Genomic DNA, 17,525 nt, shown 5'->3' with positions numbered 1-17,525 from the left:
CGCCGACATGGAGACGGAGACAACGCCGGGCGACGACCGGTTGTGGCCAGGGCGGGTCCGGCTCGCCCTGCTCGCCACCCGGAAGGTCGAGGCCCTGATGAGCGCGCGTACCGCGGAGCCCGTCGCGCCTCCCGGCGCGGGACGCCGGGACTGGGAGCCGCTGCCCCGGCGCGCGGCCCGGCCGGGACGCCTGTGGAGACGGGGACCGGGCTCCGGCACCGGCCTGCCGGGAGTGCGGGGCACGTCCGCCCGGACCCGCTGGGGCCTGCGGGCGGCCTCGGTACTGGTCCCGCTCGCCCTCTGGGCCGCCGTCAGTACGGCGGGACTGGTCGACCCCACCTTCCTGCCCTCCCCGCTGGCCGTCCTGGAGGCGTTCGCGGAGATGCTGGGCACCGGGCAGCTGCTCGACGACACCCTCGCCAGCCTCGGCAGGGTCGGGGCCGGGTTCGGGCTGGCGGTGCTGGTCTCGGTACCGCTGGGCGTCGCGATGGGCACCTCGGCCGTGGCGCTGGCCCTGCTGGAACCGGCCGTCGGCCTGCTCCGCTACATGCCGGCCGCCGCCTTCATCCCCCTGCTGATCATCTGGCTCGGCCTCGGCGAGCCTTCCAAGATCGCGATCCTCGTGCTGGGCGTGGTGTTCTTCAACACGCTGATGGTCGCCGACGCCGTACGGCGGGTGCCCGGTGAGCTGGGCCAGGCCGCGGCCACCCTCGGCGCCCGGCGCGGCGAGATCCTCAGGAAGGTGACCTGGCCGTACGCGCTCCCGGCGGTCGTGGACGCGGCGCGGATCAACGCCGCCGCCGCGTGGAACTTCGTGGTGGTGGCCGAGCTCGTCGCCGCGGAGTCGGGGCTCGGCTACCGGATCGTCCGGGCCCAGCGGTTCCTGCAGACCGACAAGATCTTCGCGGTGCTCATCGTGATCGGGATCGTCGGGCTGCTGATCGACGTCGCGCTGCGCGTCCTGCGCGATCGTCTCGGGAGGTGGGTGGTGTGAGGTCCGTGCCACGGGTCGCGGGTGGCCGCTGTGGGAGGTGGACGGCATGACCCTCGTGCTGCGCGGCGTGGCCAAGGACTACGGGGTCACGCGCGTCCTGGACGGCATCGACCTGTCGATGGAGCCGGGGGAGTTCGTGTGCGTGGTCGGGGCGAGCGGCTCCGGCAAGTCGACGCTGTTGTCATTGGTCGCCGGGCTCACCCCGGCGAGCGCGGGATCCATCTCGCTGGGCGGAGCACCCGTCACCGGCCCGGGTCCCGAGCGCGGGCTGGTCTTCCAGTCGGGCGCGCTGTTCCCCTTCCTCACCGTCGCCGAGAACGTGGCCTTCGGGCTGCGGCTGCTGCCGATCTCCAGGGCGGACAGGGAGCGGCGGGTCCGCTGGTATCTCGGCGAGGTCGGGCTGTCGTCCCTGGCGGGCGCGCTGCCCCGGCAGCTGTCCGGCGGGCAGCGCCAGCGGGTGGCGATCGCCAGGGCGCTGGCGTGCGAGCCGGCCGTACTGCTGCTGGACGAGCCCTTCGGGGCACTGGACGTGCAGACCAAGGAGGACATGCAGCTCTTCCTGCGCGAGGTGTGGCGCGACACGGGCACCACCGTGCTGATGGTCACCCACGACGTGGAGGAGGCCGTCCTGCTCGCCCAGCGGGTGCTCGTCTTCGCCTGCGGCCCCGGCAGGGTCGCCGCCGAGGTGCCGATCGACCTGCCCGCCTACCGGGCCCTCGCCGTCAAGCGCACCTCCTCCTTCCTCGGCCTGCGCGCCACGGTCGAGGATCTGGTCCGCTCGCACATGCTGACGCCGGAGAGGGAAAAGGTATAGAACGATATTCTGTGGTTCTCCGGGTTCGCGAGGGGGATGCGGGATGGTCGATCTGGTGCTGTCGTCGATCGAGCGGAGCGTGCTGACGCTGACGTTCAACCGTCCGGACCGGCTCAACGCCTGGACCGACGAGATGGGCCGCCGCTACTTCGACCGGCTGGCCGAGGCCGAGAAGAACCCCGAGGTCCGGGTGATCGTGGTCACCGGCGCGGGCAGGGGGTTCTGCGCCGGGGCGGACTTCCGGACGCTCACCGCCCTCCGGGACGGCTCCTACGCGGGGCAGCCGGACCCGCGCCCCACCACCTTCCCGACCACGATCCGCAAACCGATCATCGCCGCCGTCAACGGCGCCTGCGCCGGGCTCGGCATGGTCCACGCCCTGCTCTGCGACCTGGTCTTCACGGCCGCCGACGCCAAGTGGACCACCGCCTTCGCCCGGCGCGGCCTGATCGCCGAGTACGGCATGTCGTGGATCCTGCCCCGCCTGGCCGGTCAGGCCAGGGCGATGGACCTGCTGCTGTCGGGCCGCGTCTTCACCGGCGCCGAGGCGTACGAGCTGGGCCTGGCGGGCCGGTCGGTGCCGGGGGAGAGGCTGATGGAGGAGACGCTGGCCTACGCCCACGAGCTGGCGACGCACAGTTCCCCGGCCTCGATGGCGGTGATCAAGCGTCAGATCTGGGGCGACGGGCAGCGGAGCCTGGAGGCGTCGGAGGCGGCCGCGACGCACCTGATGGCCGAATCCTTCACCCGGCCGGACTTCGCCGAGGGCGTCGCCAGCTTCGTCGAGCGCCGCGCCCCCGGTTTTCCTCCCCTGTAGGCGCCTGTAGGTCTCCGCTCCCTGTTCCGGCGGGCGCGGACGGGTTTCCGGCGTGGGCTGGCGTGAGGCAGCCTGGGATGATCAGGCGGGAGGCTTTCCGGTCACGAGCACCGCGAGGCCGTCGAGGATGCGCTCCATGCCGAAGGCGAACTCGTCGTCGGGGCCGCTGCCGGGCATGTCGAAGGCCCGAGCCTCAAGGAGCTCGTGGATCTCCGGGAAGCGCTGGGCGTCGATGAGCCTCGCGAGCGACCGGCCGTAGCCGGACAGCATCTCCTCCTCGGTGACTTTGGAGGCGTCGAAGGCGTCCCGCAGGTCGGCCAGGAGCGCCACCTCTGTCCTGACGAAGCCGTTGACCAGCAGCAGCGCCGCCATCTTCGTGTCCGGGGCGAGTCCGGTGCCACGCAGGCAGCGCAGCCCGGCCTCCATCCAGGCGACGTGGTTGGGCATGAGCCCCGGGCCCGTGATGGGGATGCGCAACGACCAGGGGTGGCTCTGTAGCGCGGCGCGCATGGCGTCGGCCCATCGATAGACGCCGTCACGCCAGTCGTCGCCCGGCTCGGGGAGCGGGGGCGGCGGGCCGAGCACCGCGTCCGTGATGAGCATGAGCAGGTCACCCTTGGAGGCGACATATCGGTAGAGCGCCATCGTGGAGACGTCGAGCTCGGCGGCGATCTTGCTCATCGAGACCGCGGGGAGTCCCTCCGCGGAGCCCACCCGCAGGGCCGCCTCCACGATGTGCTCCAGGGTCAGGGTGCGTTTGGGCCCCTTGCCCGGCCGCTCGCGCAGGCCCCAGGCGATCTCCACGCTTTCCGGCACTTCCATCGCGCTCCCGAGCTTGACCGTCCCTTCCTGTGAGTGTATACCTTACGCAATACCGCGTATGCCATAAACAGTAGAGCGTACGCCATACACAGGAGGGGTAGTGGAACCAGCGATAGAGGCGGTCGGCCTCACCAAGTCCTACGGTCGGCTCGCCGTCCTGGAAGGCGTCGACCTGCGCGTCGCCAAGGGCAGCGTGTACGCGCTGCTCGGCTCGAACGGCGCGGGCAAGACCACGACCGTACGCACCCTGGCGACGCTGGTGAGCCCGGACGCGGGACGGGCCACGGTCGCCGGGTTCGACGTCGTGCGCGACCGCCGCCGCGTCCGCCGCGCCATCAGCCTGACCGGCCAGCACGCGGCGGTCGACGAGCTGCTGACCGGCGAGGAGAACCTCCGGATGATGGGCCGCCTGTCCGGTCTGTCACGCGCGGGGGCCCGTGGCAGGGCGGCCGAGCTGCTGGAGCGGTTCGACCTGGTCGAGGCGGGCAAACGGCGGGTCGGCACGTACTCGGGCGGCATGTGGCGACGCCTGGACCTGGCCGCGGGGCTGGTCGGCGCACCGTCGGTGATCTTCCTCGACGAGCCGACCACGGGTCTCGACGTGCGGAGCAGGCAGGCGATGTGGGAGGTGATCACCCAGCTCACCGGCTCGGGCACCACGGTCTTCCTGACCACCCAGTATCTGGAGGAGGCCGACAGCCTGGCCGACCGGATCGCGCTGCTCGACGGCGGGCGGGTGGTGGCGGAGGGCACCGCCGACGAGCTCAAGGCGAGGGTCGCCGCCTGGCGGCTGGACCTCATCCTGTCCGACGCCCGGTCGTTCGCCGAGGTGACGCGCCTCCTCGGGGCGCGTGCCGTTCACACCGATCTCGCCAGGCTGACCGTCGGGGCGGCCGTCGGCGGAAGCGCCTCGGAGGTCCGCGCCCTGCTGGACGAGGTGGACCCGGAACGTTCGGCGATCGAGAGGTTCACCGTGCGAGGCGCCACGCTCGACGACGCGTTCCTCGCCCTGACGGACAGGGAGCGGGCCGGTGTCTGAACTCGCCGCCTGGCCGGTCATGACCGGCCGCGCCGTCCGCCTGTCGCTGCGCAATCTCGACGCGCTGCTCACCTCGTTCCTGATGCCCGTCCTGGTCATGCTGCTGTTCGTCTACCTGTTCGGCGGCGCGATCCAGACCGGCGTCGACTACGTCACCTACGCCGTCCCCGGCATCCTCGTCATGTGCGCCTCCTACGGCGCCTCCCTGACGGCGGTCGCCGTCAGCCAGGACATGAGCCGGGGGATCGTCGACAGGTTCAGGTCGATGGACGTCGGGGGCGGGGCGTTCCTGGGCGGGCACGTGGCCGCCAGCACCGTGCGCAACCTCGCCTCGCTCGTCATCGTGTTCGTCGTCGCGTTCCTGCTCGGCTTCCGGACGGAGGCGGGCCTGGCCGGCTGGGCCGCGGCGACGGGTGTCCTGGTGACGTTCGTCCTGGCCATATCCTCGGTCTCGGCCGTGGTCGGCCTGCTGTCCAGGACGCCGGAGGCGGCGGGCGGTTTCACCTTCTTCGTGATGTTCCTGCCCTACCCGAGCAGTGCCTTCGTCCCGGTGCACACCATGCCCACGTGGCTGCACGGGTTCGCGGAGAACCAGCCGGCCACGCCGATCATCGAGTCCGTGCGCGGCCTGCTGCTGGACCAGCCCGTGGGGAGCGATCCGTGGAAGGCGCTGGCCTGGTGCGGCGGTTTCCTGCTGGTCTCGGCGATGCTCTCCGGCAGGCTGTTCCGCCGCCGCGCCCACTGAGGTGAGGCCGAGGGGGGTGTCCAGAGGGGCGTCACCCGCCACGGCCGGTATGGGAGGCGTCGCACCGCGGACCGCCGGGCCCGGGAGACCGGGTCCGGCGGTCGCTGTTCCGGGAAAACCGGTCGCGGTTCCAGGGAAGCCGGTCGCTGTTTCGGGAAGGGGCTCGGACGACCGCCGGGCTCGGGTTCGGGGAATTCGGAAAGGGGCTCGGGCGACCGCCGGGCTCAGCTGACCAGGGTGAGCCAGTGCGGCGCGTCACCGAAGGGGGCGGTGCGCGCGGTGACGGCCTCCATCAGCCAGGCGGCCGAGGCGCGGGCGCTCTCCACCACGTCGGGCGGGTAGGCGTACTTGACCCGGTGCTCCTCGAACTCGTCCTCGTCGTCCAGGAAGACCCGGCTCGGGCGGCCCTTGAGCAGGTTCCTGCGGGTCCGGATCACGTCGAGGTCCAGGTCGATCATGGTGACCTCGCCGTCGCTCCACTCCGGCACCGTGGAGATGTCGCAGTAGATCTCGTGCTTGTGCGGGGCGGTGTTGAAGGCGGCCGTCCACCAGGCGTCGCGGGGGAAGAGCATCACGAACGGGTGCGGCCAGGCGACCGCGGGGCCCTCCCCCTTGTGGCCGCTGGAGTTGGCGACGCAGCCCGTCCACACCCCGTGCTCGTCCTCGCCGAGCAACAGGCCGCGGTGGTGCCAGTGCAGCGACCCGTCGTACTTGCGGTAGACCACGTTCACGCTCTCATAGGACATTCCCCGACATTAAGGCTTGACAGAGATCTATGTATTTCCTACCTTCTAAATAGGTTAAGAGCGTCAGTGAGAAGCCCCGGCTGGCTGACCGGCAACCCTCGCACCGCGGCGGGGTGCCCCCGGGGGAGACCAGGCGGCACGGCAGGCGTGCCGCAAGCGCGGATCCCTTCATCGGGGTCACCGAGACATGCCCGGGAGTGCCAGATGCCGAAGACCAGCACACTGAACCACGCGAGCCCCGTCGACCTCGACACCCACGGCCACTACCGGCCCGGTGGCAGGCCCGGCCCGCGCTACCCCTTCCAGGGGCGGATCGGCACACCCGCCTTCCCCGCAGAGCCGGGCCGCTACCACCTCTACGTCGCGGCCGTCTGTCCGTACGCGCAGCGCGCGGCCATCGTGCGCTCCCTCAAGGGGCTCCAGGACGTGGTCTCGCTCTCCTACGTCGACGACGAGCGCGACGGGCGCGGATGGGCGTTCCGCGAGCGGCGCGGGGCCGACCCGGTCAACGGGTTCACCATCCTGCGGCAGGCGTACGAGGCGACCGAACCCGGCTTCGACGGGCACGTCTCGGTGCCGGTCCTGTGGGACAGGACGAGCGGCCGCGTCGTCAGCAACAACTTCCCCGACATCACGATCGACCTGGCCACCCGGTTCGGCGGCGACCCCGAGGCCGACCTCTACCCCGAGGAGCTCCGGCCGGAGATCGACGAGCTCAACACGAGGATCTACGAGATCGTCAACACGGCGGCGGGCCGGGTGGCGTCGGCCACCACCGAGGCCGCGTACACCGAGGCGCGCGGGACCGTGGTCGCCTTCCTGGACGAGCTGGACGCCCGGCTGGCCGACCGCAGGTTCCTGTTCGGCTCGGGGATCACCGAGGCGGACGTGCGGCTCTGGCCGACCCTGCTCCGCTTCGACCTGAGCGACAACCCGGCGGCCAGGATCAGCGAGCGCCCGCTGACCGCCTTCCCCAACCTGTGGGCCTACGCCAGGGACCTGTACACCCACCCCGCCTTCCGCGAGAACACCGACTTCACCGTCATCTCCTATCGGAAGGTCGAGACCGACGCCTGGCGGATCCCGGTCGAGCCGCTGCATGCCGACTGGGACCAGCCGCACCGCAGAGCCGCCGTATGAGCGCCTCGATCGCCGTCGTCGGCGCGGGACCGACGGGCACCTGCCTGGTGGAGCGGATCTGCGCCAACGCCGCCGACCTGCTCGGCTGGCCGTCGCTGGACGTCCACGTGATCGACCCCCACCCGCCGGGCGGCGGGCGCGTCTGGCGCCGCGACCAGCCGGACCTGCTCTGGATGAACTCCACCGCGGCCGACGTGACGCTCTTCACCGACGAGTCGGTGCGCTGCGAGGGGCCGATCCGCCCCGGACCCACGCTGGCCGAGTGGCTCGGCGGCGACCCCGGCAGGTTCGCCTCCCGCCCGGCGCAGAACGGCTACCTCTCCCACGTCTTCCGGCACGCGGTGGCGAACGCCCCGCGCGGTGTCCGGGTGCACGTGCACCCCGCCCGCGCCGTCGACCTCGCCGACGTCCCCGGTGGCCAGACGGTGATCCTGGAGGACGGCCGGACCATCGAGGCCGACGCGGTGATCCTCGCCCAGGGGCACGGCGACGTGACCCCGACGAGGGAGGAGAGCGCGCTGGCCGGTCTGGCCGCGCGCGGGGGGCTGCGCTACCTGCCCACCGGCTACGCGGCGGACCTCGACCTGGACGGCATTCCCGCCGGGGAACCGGTGATCATGCGGGGGATGGGGCTGGCCTTCGTCGACCTGATGGTGCTGCTCACCTCGGGCCGGGGCGGCCGGTTCGTCCGCGAGTACGACGGGGAGCTGGTCTACCTGCCCAACGGGCGCGAGCCCCTCCTGCACGTGGGATCGCGGCGCGGGGTGCCGTACCACTCCAAGACCGGTTACCCCTTCACCGGCGCCCGCCCGCCGGTGCCGCGCTTCCTCACCCGCGAGGCGCTGGGCGAGGTGCTGAGCGGGGGGCCGTGGAACTTCCGCCGGGACGTGTGGCCGCTGGTCGCCAAGGAGCTGGCCTTCGCGTACTACCACGAGCTCATCACCGCCCACCCCAAGCGCGCCAAGCTGGGCTGGGAGGAGTTCGAGGAGGGCTTCGCCGCCGAGGAGTGGCGCAGCCTCGGGATGCGCAAGCTGATCCGCGAGGCCGTGCCCCGGCACCTGGACCGGCTCGACTTCGACCGGCTCGACCGGCCGCTGGACGGCATCCGGTTCGGCGACCAGGCCGGTCTGCGAAAGTGGATGCACGGCTATCTCGCCGTCGACCTGCAGCGACGCTCGGACCCGGCGCACAGCGCCGACCATGCCATGATCCTCGGGCTGCTCTCCGTCTACGGCGTCCTCGCCGAGCTGGGCATCTCCGACCCGTGGTTCGGCGGGTTCTTCAGCTACGTCGCGAGCGGCCCGCCGGGACCCCGGCTGGAGGAGCTGCGCGCCCTGGCCAGGGCCGGGGTGGTCACCTTCCTCGGCGCGGACCTCAAGGTCGACCAGTACGAGGGACGCTGGCGGGCGCAGAGCCCCACCGTGCCCGGCGGCGTGACGGCCACGACCCTCGTCGAGGCCCGGCTGCCCGCGCCCAGCGTGAGCCGGGCCGTCGACCCGCTCATCAGCGCGCTCCGCGACCGGGGCGAACTCGACGAGGAGTCGGGTCTGGTGAACGTACGGCCCGCCGACCGCCGTCTGCTCGACAGGTCCGGCACCCCGCACCCCCGCAGGTTCGCCTTCGGCCCCTGGGTCGTCGGCGGCCGGGCCACCGGCGGCTTCGCCAGGCCCCGCCTCAACGCCCCGCTCTTCCGCCACGCCGACACCCTCGCCCGGATCGTGCTGTCCGAGGCCGCCGGGATCCAGACAAGACAGCACGTCGCATGAACCGTCCCGATCGCCCTGATCGCCCCGGACGCCTTGACCGGCGCGTCACCGGCCCGGCCGCGCACGCCATACGGAAGCACGTCGCGCGGGACCCCGTGACACAGAAGCACGTCCTGGAAAAGCACGTCGTACCACAGCGCAAGGAGAAGAACGTGAAGTTGCGATGGGGCGCCCTGACGCTCGCCGGGGTGCTGGCGCTCGCGGCGTGCGGAGCCGAGAGCGGAGCCCCGAGCGCGGCGGCCGGCGGTGAGGGGACCGGCGGCGACGGCGGGTCACTCGTGTGGGCGGTGGAGACACAGCCGATCACCTTCAACCCGCACCAGTGGGGCCAGAACAAGGCCCGCCTCCTGGTCCACAACCAGTTCGACGCGCTGATCGCCCGCGGGAGGAACGGCGAGTTCCTGCCCTGGCTGGCCACGTCCTGGAAGGTCTCCGAGGACGGGCTGACCTACACCTTCGAACTCCGCGACGACGTCACCTTCCACGACGGTGAGAAGTTCGACGCCGCCTCGGTGAAGGCCAACCTCGACCAGCTCGTCTCGCCTGGCTACAACGCCGCGGTCAGCGCCATCCAGCTGCGCAACTTCGACAGGGCGGAGGCGACCGCGCCGCACACCCTGAAGGTCACGCTGAAAGCCCCCGACGGGCTGTTCCTCGACTTCCTCTCCTCCCCGTACGCGGGCCAGGTCTCCCCGAAGTCGCTGAAGAACGCCAAGGACCTCAAGGCGGGCGGCGTCGACGTGGTCGGCACCGGGCCGTTCATCCTCGACCGGTTCACCCCCAGCCAGGAGGTCCACTACAGGCGCAACCCGAACTACAACTGGCCGCCCACCGGCGCCGCCCACCAGGGACCGGCGCACCTGGCCGAGATCACGTACCGCTTCCTGTCCGAGGCGGCGGTCCGGGTCGGCGCGCTCACCTCCGGGCAGGTGCAGGTGATCGAGGGCGTCCCCGCCACCGAGATCGGCCTCATCAAGAGCGACCCGGAGCTGAAGCTGGAGACCAGCCTCAACTCGGGAAGCGCGTTCTCCTACTACTTCAACGTCTCCCGCCCCCCGTTCGACGACAAGCGGGTCCGCGAGGCCTTCCGCGACGCCGTCGACGTGGACGCCGTGCTCAACTCCGTCTACCAGGGCACCGCCAAGCGGGCCTGGAGCGTCATCGGCCAGGGCAGCCCACAGTTCTACGACCCCTCGCTGGAGAAGACCTTCGGCAACAACCCGACGCGGGCCAACCAGCTGCTCGACGAGGCGGGCTGGGACAAGCGCGACGCCGAGGGCTACCGGGTCAAGGACGGCAAGAGGCTGACCGTGCGCACCGTCAACGCCGCGCCGTTCGTCCGCGACCGCCGCGACATCCTCGCCCAGGCCTTCCAGGCGGCCATCAAGCAGAGCGCGGGAATCGACTTCCAGGTCAAGATCGTGGACCAGGGCACCGCGCAGAAGGCCATCGACGACAACGAGTACGAGATCTTCGAGAACTCGCGCGGCGACACCGACGCCGGGGCGGCGCTCAACCTGATCCTGGCCAAGGACGCCGCGATCAACCGCACGAGGTTCGGGAGCGCCGAACTGGACAAGCTGCTCGCCGACGCGTCGGCCACCTCCGACGCCGCCGAGCGCAAGGAGCTCTACGCGAAGGTGCAGAAGACCGTCGTCACCGACGAGGCGATCCTGCTCCCGGTCTACGTACCCGCCGACCAGATCGCCTACAGCGCCAAGGTCACCGGGGTCACCTTCGAGCCGGTCTCCGGCACCCCCAACAGTGCTTACGACATCCGGATAGGGACGTGAGCACTCTCACACTCACCCGGCGGCGGGGGCTGGCCGCCGCCGGGTGGCTCGGCCCGGTGGTCCGGCGGCTCGGAGCGGGCGTCGCCGTGCTCTGGGCCGCCGCCACCGGGGCCTACCTCGCGCTGTTGCTCGCCCCCGGCGACACGGTCGACGTGCTGATCGGCAGCGACGGCGGCCTCGACACCCCGGAGCGGCGGGCGCAGATCATCGCCGAGTGGGGACTGGACCGCTCCCCGCTCCAGCAGTACGGCGACTACCTGCTCCGCCTGCTCCAGGGAGACCTGGGCCGCTCCTACGTCCTGCAACGCGACGTCGCCGACGTCCTGGCCTCCCAGATCTGGCCGACGATCCAGCTCGCGCTCACCGCCGCGACCTTCGGGATCGTCCTCGCCCTGGTGCTCGCCCTGAGCACCGCCGGGCGCCGCTCCTGGCTCGGCGGCCTGGCCGGGCTGTCGGAGCTGGTCACCGTCTCGGTCCCGCCGTTCCTCATCGGGATCCTGCTCCTCGCCGTCTTCTCCTTCACCCTCGGCTGGTTCCCCGTCTCCGGGGACAAAGGGCTCATCTCCCTCGTACTGCCCGGGTTGGCGCTCGGGTTGCAGGTCGCGGGCGTGCTCGGCCAGGTGCTCCGCGACGGCCTGGAACGGGCGCTGGAGGAGCCGTTCGCGGTGACCGCCCGCTCGCGCGGCATCACCGAGTGGCGGCTCGTCGCCCGGCACGCCCTGCGCCACGCGCTGCTCCCCGCCGTCACCCTCACCGGCTGGTTCACCGGCTTCCTGCTCGGCGGGGCGATCATCGTGGAGGCCGTGTTCGGCCGCCCGGGGCTCGGCCAGATCACCGTCGGCGCGGTGAACTCCAAGGACATGCCCCTGGTGATGGCGGTCGTGCTGATATCCGCCCTCGCCTACGTGACGGTCAGCACGATCGTCGACCTCGCCTACCTCGCGATCGACCCCCGCCTGAGGAGGAGCCGATGACGGTCCCGTTGGAAGAGGAGCCGATGGCGGTTCCGCCGGGGGAGGGGCCGGTGGCGTCACGGTCGCCGCATCGTTTACACCGTGTGCACCGTCCGCGCCGCCTGAGGTCGTCGCGCCGCCTGAGGTCGTCGCGCCGTCCAGCGTCGTCGTACCGTCCAGGGTCGTCGCGTCGCCCGGGGTTGTCGCACCGTCTGGCGTCGTCGCATCGTCCGGGATCGTCGTTTCTCCTGAGGAGGAGCCGATGACGACGATCACGGAGGCCCCCGGTGTCGTGGCCGCCGCCCCCGCTCCGGCCGGGCGCCGGTACGGCTTCGGCGCGCCGCTGGTCGCGCCGCTGCTGTTCCTGGCGGTCGCCGCGCTCGCGGCCGTGGCGCCCGGCCTGCTGACCGGCGTCGACCCGCTCGCCGCCGACCCGCTGCACGCGCTCGCGGGACCGAGCGCCGAGCACTGGTTCGGCACCGACCACCTCGGCCGCGACGTGCTGTCACGCGTCGTCCACGGCGCCGGGCACTCGCTGAGCATCGGCGCCGCCGCCATCCTGTTCGCCGCCGGGGTCGGGACGCTGCTGGGCATCCTGGCCGGGCTGTCCCCCCGCTACCTCGACGAACTGCTCAGCCGCCTGTTCGACGTCGTGGCCACCTTCCCCGAACTGCTGCTCGCCCTGCTGGTCATCGCCATCACCGGTCCCGGCACCGGCAACGTGATCCTCGCGATCGGCATCGCGCAGATCCCCAACTACGCCCGCGTGATCCGCGCCCAGACGTTCGTGGTGCGCCGCTCCGGCTACGTCGAACAGGCGGTCACCTTCGGCCTGGCCGGGCCGGTGCTGGTCGTCCGCCACGTACTGCCCAACGTGCTGGGCCCCCTGCCGGTGCTCGCCACGATCGGCATGGGCACCGCCATCATCGCCACCTCCGGGCTCAGCTTCCTCGGCATGGGCCCGCAGCCGCCCAGCCCCGAGTGGGGCTCGATGCTGTCGGAGGCCCGTAACTACCTGCGCGTCGCCTGGTGGACCGCGCTCTTCCCCGGCCTCTCCGTCACCCTGACCGTCATCAGCCTGACACTCGTCGGGCGCCGCCTGCAGCGCCGTTTCGAAGGGAGACAACGATGAGCCTCATCGACGTCGAGGACCTGCGGGTCGGCTTCCCCCGGGCCGGGGTGCGGGCCGTACGGGGAGTGAGCCTGTCGATCGAGGCGGGCGAATGTGTGGCGATCGTCGGGGAGTCCGGTTCCGGCAAGAGCGTCACGGCCAGGACCCTGGTCGGGCTGGCCGGTCCCGGCGCCGAGGTCACGGCCTCCCGGTTCACCGTGAACGGCGGGGACGCGCTCCGCTTCGGCACCCGCGACTGGCGGCGGCTGCGCGGCCGGTTCGCGGGACTCGTGCTCCAGGACGCGCTGACCTCGCTCGACCCGCTCCGTACCGTCGGCGACGAGATCGCCGAGGTGCTCGCCACCCACGACGTCATACCCCGCGCCGCCCGGAAGGAGAAGGTGATCGAGCTGCTGGAGGCGGTCGGGGTGCCGGAACCGGAGGTACGGGCCCGGCAGTACGCCCACCAGCTGTCCGGGGGGCTGCGCCAGCGCGCCCTGATCGCCTCCGCCATCGCCGCGGGACCGCCGCTGATCATCGCCGACGAGCCGACGACCGCGCTCGACGTCACCGTACAGGCCCAGATCCTGCGGCTGCTCGCCGCCCGCAAGGCCGAGGGCACCGCGCTGCTCATGATCAGCCACGACCTCGCCGTGGTCTCCGCCGTCGCCGACCGCGTCCTGGTGATGAAGGACGGGGTGATCGTCGAGGAGGGGCCGACGGGACGCGTGCTGTCCGAGCCCCGGCACGACTACACCAGGCTGCTGCTCGCCGCCGTCCCCTCCGCCGCCTCGCGCGGCACCCGCCTGTCCGCCGTCGCCACCGGGGGAATCGCGCTGCGCACCCCGCTGCCGGAGCGGACCGTCGACCACGCCGCGCCGATCCTGGAGGTCTCCGGGCTGTCGGCCGCGTACGGCTCGCGTACCGTGGTCGACGACGTGTCCTTCGAGGTCTACCCCGGTGAGACACTCGGCATCGTGGGGGAGTCGGGGTCAGGAAAGACCACGGTCGCCCGGCTCGTCCTCGGGCTGCTCGAACCCGTCTCGGGGGAGGTCCGGCTGGGCGGCGAGCCCTGGTCGGGGATCCGCGAGCGCGGGCGGCGGTCCCGCAGGTCCCGCATCCAGGTCATCTCCCAGAACCCGCTCGACTCCTTCGACCCCCGCTACACGGTGGGCCGCCTGGTCGCGGAACCCCTCCGTGGCGTGTCCTTCGACTCCTTCGACAGGGGGTCCCACCGTGGAGCCGCTTTCGAGAGCGGGCCGCGTCGCGGGGCCGTTTCCCCGGGGGGTTCCCGGGGTTCTCGGGATTCCCGGGGTTCTCGGGATTCCTGGGGTGAGGAGAGTTCGCCGAGGGGTGAGCTCTTCCTCGGACGTCCGAGCTCGTGGAGAAAGGACCGGGTGGCCGAGCTGCTGGACCGGGTCGGCCTCCCCGCGGACGTCGCCGACTCACACCCCCGGCGCCTGTCCGGCGGCCAGCGCCAGCGCGTGGCCATCGCCAGGGCCCTCGCCACCCGCCCCGACGTGCTCGTCTGCGACGAGCCGGTCTCCGCGCTGGACGTGTCGATCCAGGCCCAGGTGCTCGACCTGCTCGCGGAGATCCAGGCCGCCGACGGGACCGCGCTGATCTTCATCTCCCACGACCTGGGGGTGGTCCACCACGTCGCCGACCGGGTGCTGGTCATGCGCGGCGGACGGGTCGTGGAGGAGGGGCACGTGGACGAGGTGTTCTTCCTGCCCCGGCACGACTACACCCGCGAGCTGCTCGGCGCGGTACCCAAACTGGTGTCGGCCGAGCCCTGACGGGGCCTGCGGATGCCGGGCAGGACCGGCGCTCCGGGCAGGGTGAGGGCCGTACCGAGGGGGCGAGCCGAGAAAGAGCGGCCAGTCGTACGTGAACACCCGTGAGATCGCCTCGGCCGGGATGCGCTCCCGCCCGGCGGTCTCCCAGGGGTGCCATGAACGTCTGAGCGGGTCCGGAAGCCGGGATCGGGCCGGTTGGTCCGTGGTCTTACACGCCGAGACGGGGTGCGCGGCCGGGTGGTCTTACGCGCCAAGATGGGCCGGTTGGCCGGGTAGTCCTACGCGTCGAGACGGGCCGGTCGGCCAGGTGGTCCTACGCGCCGAGACGGGTTGAGCGGCCAGATGTTCCCGTGTGCCGGGGCGAGCCGGTCGATCGGGTGGTCCTGTGTGCCGGGATCGGGCCGGTCAGAGCAGGCGGCGGGCTCCCTTGGCCGGGGTCGCCGGGTAGATCTCCGGTGTGGCCCAGCCGCGTTCGGCGTAGGCCCCGGTCACCGACTCCCGTACGGACTCCACCCGGTCGTCGGTGACCAGCGCGATCGCCGACCCGCCGAACCCGCCCCCGGTCATCCGCGCCCCTCGTGCCCCGCCCCTGACCGCCGACTCCACGGCCACGTCCAGCTCGGCGCAGGACACCTCGAACTGGTCGCGCAACGACAGGTGGGAGGCGTTCAGCAGCGCCCCGATCTCCCGTACCGCCCCAGCTCGCAGCAACCCGATCACCGCCTCGACCCGGTGGTTCTCCGTCACCACGTGCTGGGTGCGCCTGCGCTCGTCGCCGCTCAGCCTCGCGAGGGCGCCCGCCAGGTCCGTGACGTCGCGCAGCGCGTCGACCCCCAGGCGCTTGGCGGCGTTCTCGCAGTCCTCGCGACGGCGGGCGTACCGCCCGTCGGCGAGCTCGTGGTGCACCCCGGTGTTGATGATCAGCAGCTGCAGGCCGTGACCCACCAGATCGAACGGGATGTTCCTGCTCCCGAGGCTCCGGCAGTCCAGGAACAGCGCCTTCCCCTCCTCACCGAGCGCGGAGGCCGCCTGGTCCATGATCCCGCACGGTATGCCCACGAAGTCGTTCTCGGCCCTTTGCGCGGCGAGGGCGATCTCCATCCCGGTCAGGCCGAGCCCGTACAGCTCGTTCAGCGCCGTGGCGACGACCACCTCCAGCGCCGCACTCGACGACAGTCCCGCCCCCTGGGGCACGTCCCCGTCGATCACCACGTCAGCCCCGCCGACCGGGCGCCCCTTCCCCTGTCCCTGCTTCCGCCCCGCTTCGCGGAGGGCCCAGAACACCCCTGCCACGTAGCGGGCCCAGCCCTCGGCCTCGTCGGGCGTCGCCAGCGTCGCCGGCCCACCCGCCTGCAGCGACCGCAGCCTGATCACCCCGTCCTCGCGCGGCGACACCGCCGCGCTCACCCCCCACGGCAGCGCGAACGGCAGGACGAACCCGTCGTTGTAGTCGGTATGCTCCCCGATCAGGTTGACCCGCCCCGGAGCGTGCCACACCCCGGCCGGTTCCATGCCGTACGAGTCCCTGAAAGCTCCAATAACGCGCATGATCCAACACTCCTCAACAAGGTCCACCAGTAGGGTAGCGACTCCACCTGAGCCCGGTTCCGTGCTCGGTACCGCCGAAGGTCACATCTTGAACCCGTCCCGCCCGGCAGGTGTGCGAACAGCGCGTACGTTTGGTTGAATGCCGCGTACGGCGCGCGCGAGGGGCGGTAGCTCAGCCGGTTAGAGCAGGGGACTCATAATCCCTGGGTCGCGGGTTCGAGTCCCGCCCGCCCTACCCTCCGCAGCCATCCGAAAAGCGCTCCTGGTCTGCGTATTCGCAGCTACGGGTGCTTTTGCCGCCTCCGGCTGTCGCTGATCGGCCGCGAATGGCTGTGCCGAAGCTCTGGGGAGATCGTCGGCCTTCGCCAAGCGCCTTAGAGATCCGGCGCTTGGCGTAGATCTTCAACAGCGCGTCCACACTGTGTCCTGCTCATGCTATGACCTGGGCAGGAGATTACCCCGGCGTTGAGCCAGGTGGACAGGCAAGCGTGCCGAAGATCGTAGATGCGCTTGCCGAACGGTGAGGCGTACTCGGTTCCGTCTGCTCCGTTTCCTGATTCCACTCCAGGTCGGGGAGCGCCAGGTTGACCCTCTGCGGTCCTCCGGCCTCCTCGGCACGAAGGTCGGCGAAGCGGAGGATCCGGGCTGGTCGGCGATCTGCTGGCAGGTGAGGTTCCGTGCACGGAGCCGGTACGCCTGGGCGTCACGCTCGGCGACGTCGGGGGCGCGGGCGTAGCGGCCGTTACCGCCTCGCACCTCAGACGCGTCGGCCTTCTTCGTCCATCAAGGTCGTCAACGGGCTTTGCCGAGGTTTGCACATGCGGCTCCCTTGAAGCTTACAGGGTCACAAGATCACGCATAAATGGTAATTATTAATGAATTCCGCATGCCGGAATCATCCAAAAATAGAAAGGGTGATTCGGGCTTCACGTTGTTTCGTTAACCTTCGCTCCTCGGGAGAAACCTGCAATGAACGGGTTTATGAAGAAGTTGCGTGCCCCCCTCCTGGTAGCGGCCTGCGTCGCCGCCCTAACGGTTACAGCAGCCGCCCCCGCGCACGCGGCGGGAGGCGACTGGCTTCACGTGTCCGGCGGCCAGGGCAAAGCAAGCTGGACTTGGTCGTCCAGCAATCCCGCCAACCTCGACGGCATCACCCTCGTGGCCTGGGATCAGAAGTGCGACAACATAGGCGTCTACACCTACATGCGGATCGTCAACGAACTGGGTTACGGGAAAGACACTCGTAAGCACACCGACCCGTGCAGCGGCGGGGAGTCTGGAGTAGGAGGACTCATCTGGCGAGACAACGCCCGCGTCCGGGGTGTAACCGTTTATGTCTGCGCAGACGTAACGGGGACCGATATCTGCGGGTGGAGCTACTACGACAACCCTTATTCGAGCTGACGCGTCAATACTTTCGAGGGCATACCCGGTGTAG

Annotated in this window: 15 protein-coding genes, 1 tRNA gene and 1 riboswitch; of the genes, 13 read left to right on the top strand and 3 right to left on the bottom strand. The window is 71.2% G+C overall.

The genetic code is table 11. The features are described 5' to 3' along the window. Positions 1-7 precede the first annotated feature (7 nt). From ABD817_RS09445 to ABD817_RS09435, 3 genes are read left to right on the top strand one after another with little or no spacing between them, the layout of a single operon-like run. Positions 8-994, top strand: a complete 987-nt coding sequence (locus ABD817_RS09445) for an ABC transporter permease (protein WP_344917126.1) — start codon at positions 8-10, stop codon at positions 992-994. Between the two features lie 46 nt (positions 995-1,040). Beyond that, positions 1,041-1,808: an ABC transporter ATP-binding protein gene (locus ABD817_RS09440; RefSeq protein ID WP_344917124.1), complete on the top strand. Its 768-nt coding sequence runs from the start codon at positions 1,041-1,043 to the stop codon at positions 1,806-1,808. A 43-nt stretch (positions 1,809-1,851) separates the two neighbouring features. After that, a complete protein-coding gene (locus ABD817_RS09435) occupies positions 1,852-2,625 on the top strand; it encodes an enoyl-CoA hydratase-related protein (RefSeq protein WP_344917122.1) in 774 nt (257 codons plus the stop codon). 81 nt (positions 2,626-2,706) lie between these two features. Here ABD817_RS09435 and ABD817_RS09430 read toward each other — a convergent pair whose 3' ends face one another. After that, a complete protein-coding gene (locus tag ABD817_RS09430; protein ID WP_344917120.1) occupies positions 2,707-3,447 on the bottom strand; it encodes a TetR/AcrR family transcriptional regulator in 741 nt (246 codons plus the stop codon). Positions 3,448-3,547: 100 nt separating this feature from the next. Here ABD817_RS09430 and ABD817_RS09425 point away from each other — a divergent pair, with 100 nt between their 5' ends. Continuing rightward, positions 3,548-4,486: an ATP-binding cassette domain-containing protein gene (locus tag ABD817_RS09425; protein ID WP_344917118.1), complete on the top strand. Its 939-nt coding sequence runs from the start codon at positions 3,548-3,550 to the stop codon at positions 4,484-4,486. Continuing rightward, a complete protein-coding gene (locus ABD817_RS09420) occupies positions 4,479-5,231 on the top strand; it encodes an ABC transporter permease (RefSeq protein ID WP_344917116.1) in 753 nt (250 codons plus the stop codon). Before ABD817_RS09425 ends, ABD817_RS09420 begins: the two co-directional genes overlap by 8 nt. A 224-nt stretch (positions 5,232-5,455) precedes the next feature. On the opposite strand, the gene ABD817_RS09415 is transcribed toward ABD817_RS09420, so the two are convergent. Next, positions 5,456-5,977, bottom strand: a complete 522-nt coding sequence (locus ABD817_RS09415) for a DUF402 domain-containing protein (protein ID WP_344917114.1) — start codon at positions 5,975-5,977, stop codon at positions 5,456-5,458. 52 nt (positions 5,978-6,029) lie between these two features. Continuing rightward, positions 6,030-6,142, top strand: a riboswitch (SAM riboswitch). Positions 6,143-6,181: 39 nt separating this feature from the next. On the opposite strand from ABD817_RS09415, the gene ABD817_RS09410 reads away from it, so the two are divergent. The 6 genes from ABD817_RS09410 to ABD817_RS09385 all read left to right on the top strand — a co-directional run bounded on the left by ABD817_RS09410 (position 6,182) and on the right by ABD817_RS09385 (position 14,539). Next, positions 6,182-7,117, top strand: coding sequence for a glutathione S-transferase C-terminal domain-containing protein (locus ABD817_RS09410; RefSeq protein WP_344917112.1), 936 nt, complete (start codon positions 6,182-6,184; stop codon positions 7,115-7,117). Further along, the gene (locus ABD817_RS09405; protein WP_344917111.1) at positions 7,114-8,883 is read left to right on the top strand and encodes an FAD/NAD(P)-binding protein; all 1,770 of its coding nucleotides are present in this window, start codon (positions 7,114-7,116) and stop codon (positions 8,881-8,883) included. The genes ABD817_RS09410 and ABD817_RS09405 overlap by 4 nt, the downstream gene beginning before the upstream one ends. 152 nt (positions 8,884-9,035) lie before the next feature. Continuing rightward, entirely contained in the window at positions 9,036-10,676 is a 1,641-nt protein-coding gene (locus ABD817_RS09400; protein WP_344917109.1) for an ABC transporter substrate-binding protein, read from the top strand. Continuing rightward, entirely contained in the window at positions 10,673-11,650 is a 978-nt protein-coding gene (locus tag ABD817_RS09395; protein WP_344917107.1) for an ABC transporter permease, read from the top strand. Before ABD817_RS09400 ends, ABD817_RS09395 begins: the two co-directional genes overlap by 4 nt. 241 nt (positions 11,651-11,891) lie before the next feature. Continuing rightward, a complete protein-coding gene (locus ABD817_RS09390; RefSeq protein WP_344917105.1) occupies positions 11,892-12,761 on the top strand; it encodes an ABC transporter permease in 870 nt (289 codons plus the stop codon). After that, positions 12,758-14,539, top strand: a complete 1,782-nt coding sequence (locus ABD817_RS09385; protein WP_344917103.1) for a dipeptide ABC transporter ATP-binding protein — start codon at positions 12,758-12,760, stop codon at positions 14,537-14,539. Before ABD817_RS09390 ends, ABD817_RS09385 begins: the two co-directional genes overlap by 4 nt. Before the next feature lie 405 nt (positions 14,540-14,944). Here ABD817_RS09385 and galK read toward each other — a convergent pair whose 3' ends face one another. Further along, positions 14,945-16,087 (bottom strand): galactokinase, encoded by a 1,143-nt coding sequence (gene galK, locus ABD817_RS09380; RefSeq protein WP_344917101.1) that lies wholly within the window; start codon positions 16,085-16,087, stop codon positions 14,945-14,947. A gap of 161 nt (positions 16,088-16,248) precedes the next feature. Here galK and ABD817_RS09375 point away from each other — a divergent pair. Both ABD817_RS09375 and ABD817_RS09370 read left to right on the top strand, forming a co-directional pair. Then, a tRNA-Ile gene (locus ABD817_RS09375) sits at positions 16,249-16,322 on the top strand. A gap of 746 nt (positions 16,323-17,068) precedes the next feature. Next, positions 17,069-17,491 carry a hypothetical protein gene (locus tag ABD817_RS09370; RefSeq protein ID WP_344917099.1) on the top strand — a complete coding sequence of 141 codons (423 nt, stop codon included), beginning with the start codon at positions 17,069-17,071 and terminating at the stop codon, positions 17,489-17,491. Positions 17,492-17,525 lie beyond the last annotated feature (34 nt).

The sequence above is a fragment of the Streptosporangium oxazolinicum genome, assembly GCF_039537505.1.
GTDB classification, from domain to species: domain Bacteria; phylum Actinomycetota; class Actinomycetes; order Streptosporangiales; family Streptosporangiaceae; genus Streptosporangium; species Streptosporangium oxazolinicum.
The sequence above is the reverse complement of the archived record's forward strand: the minus strand, read 5'-3'. Positions and strand labels throughout refer to the sequence as shown.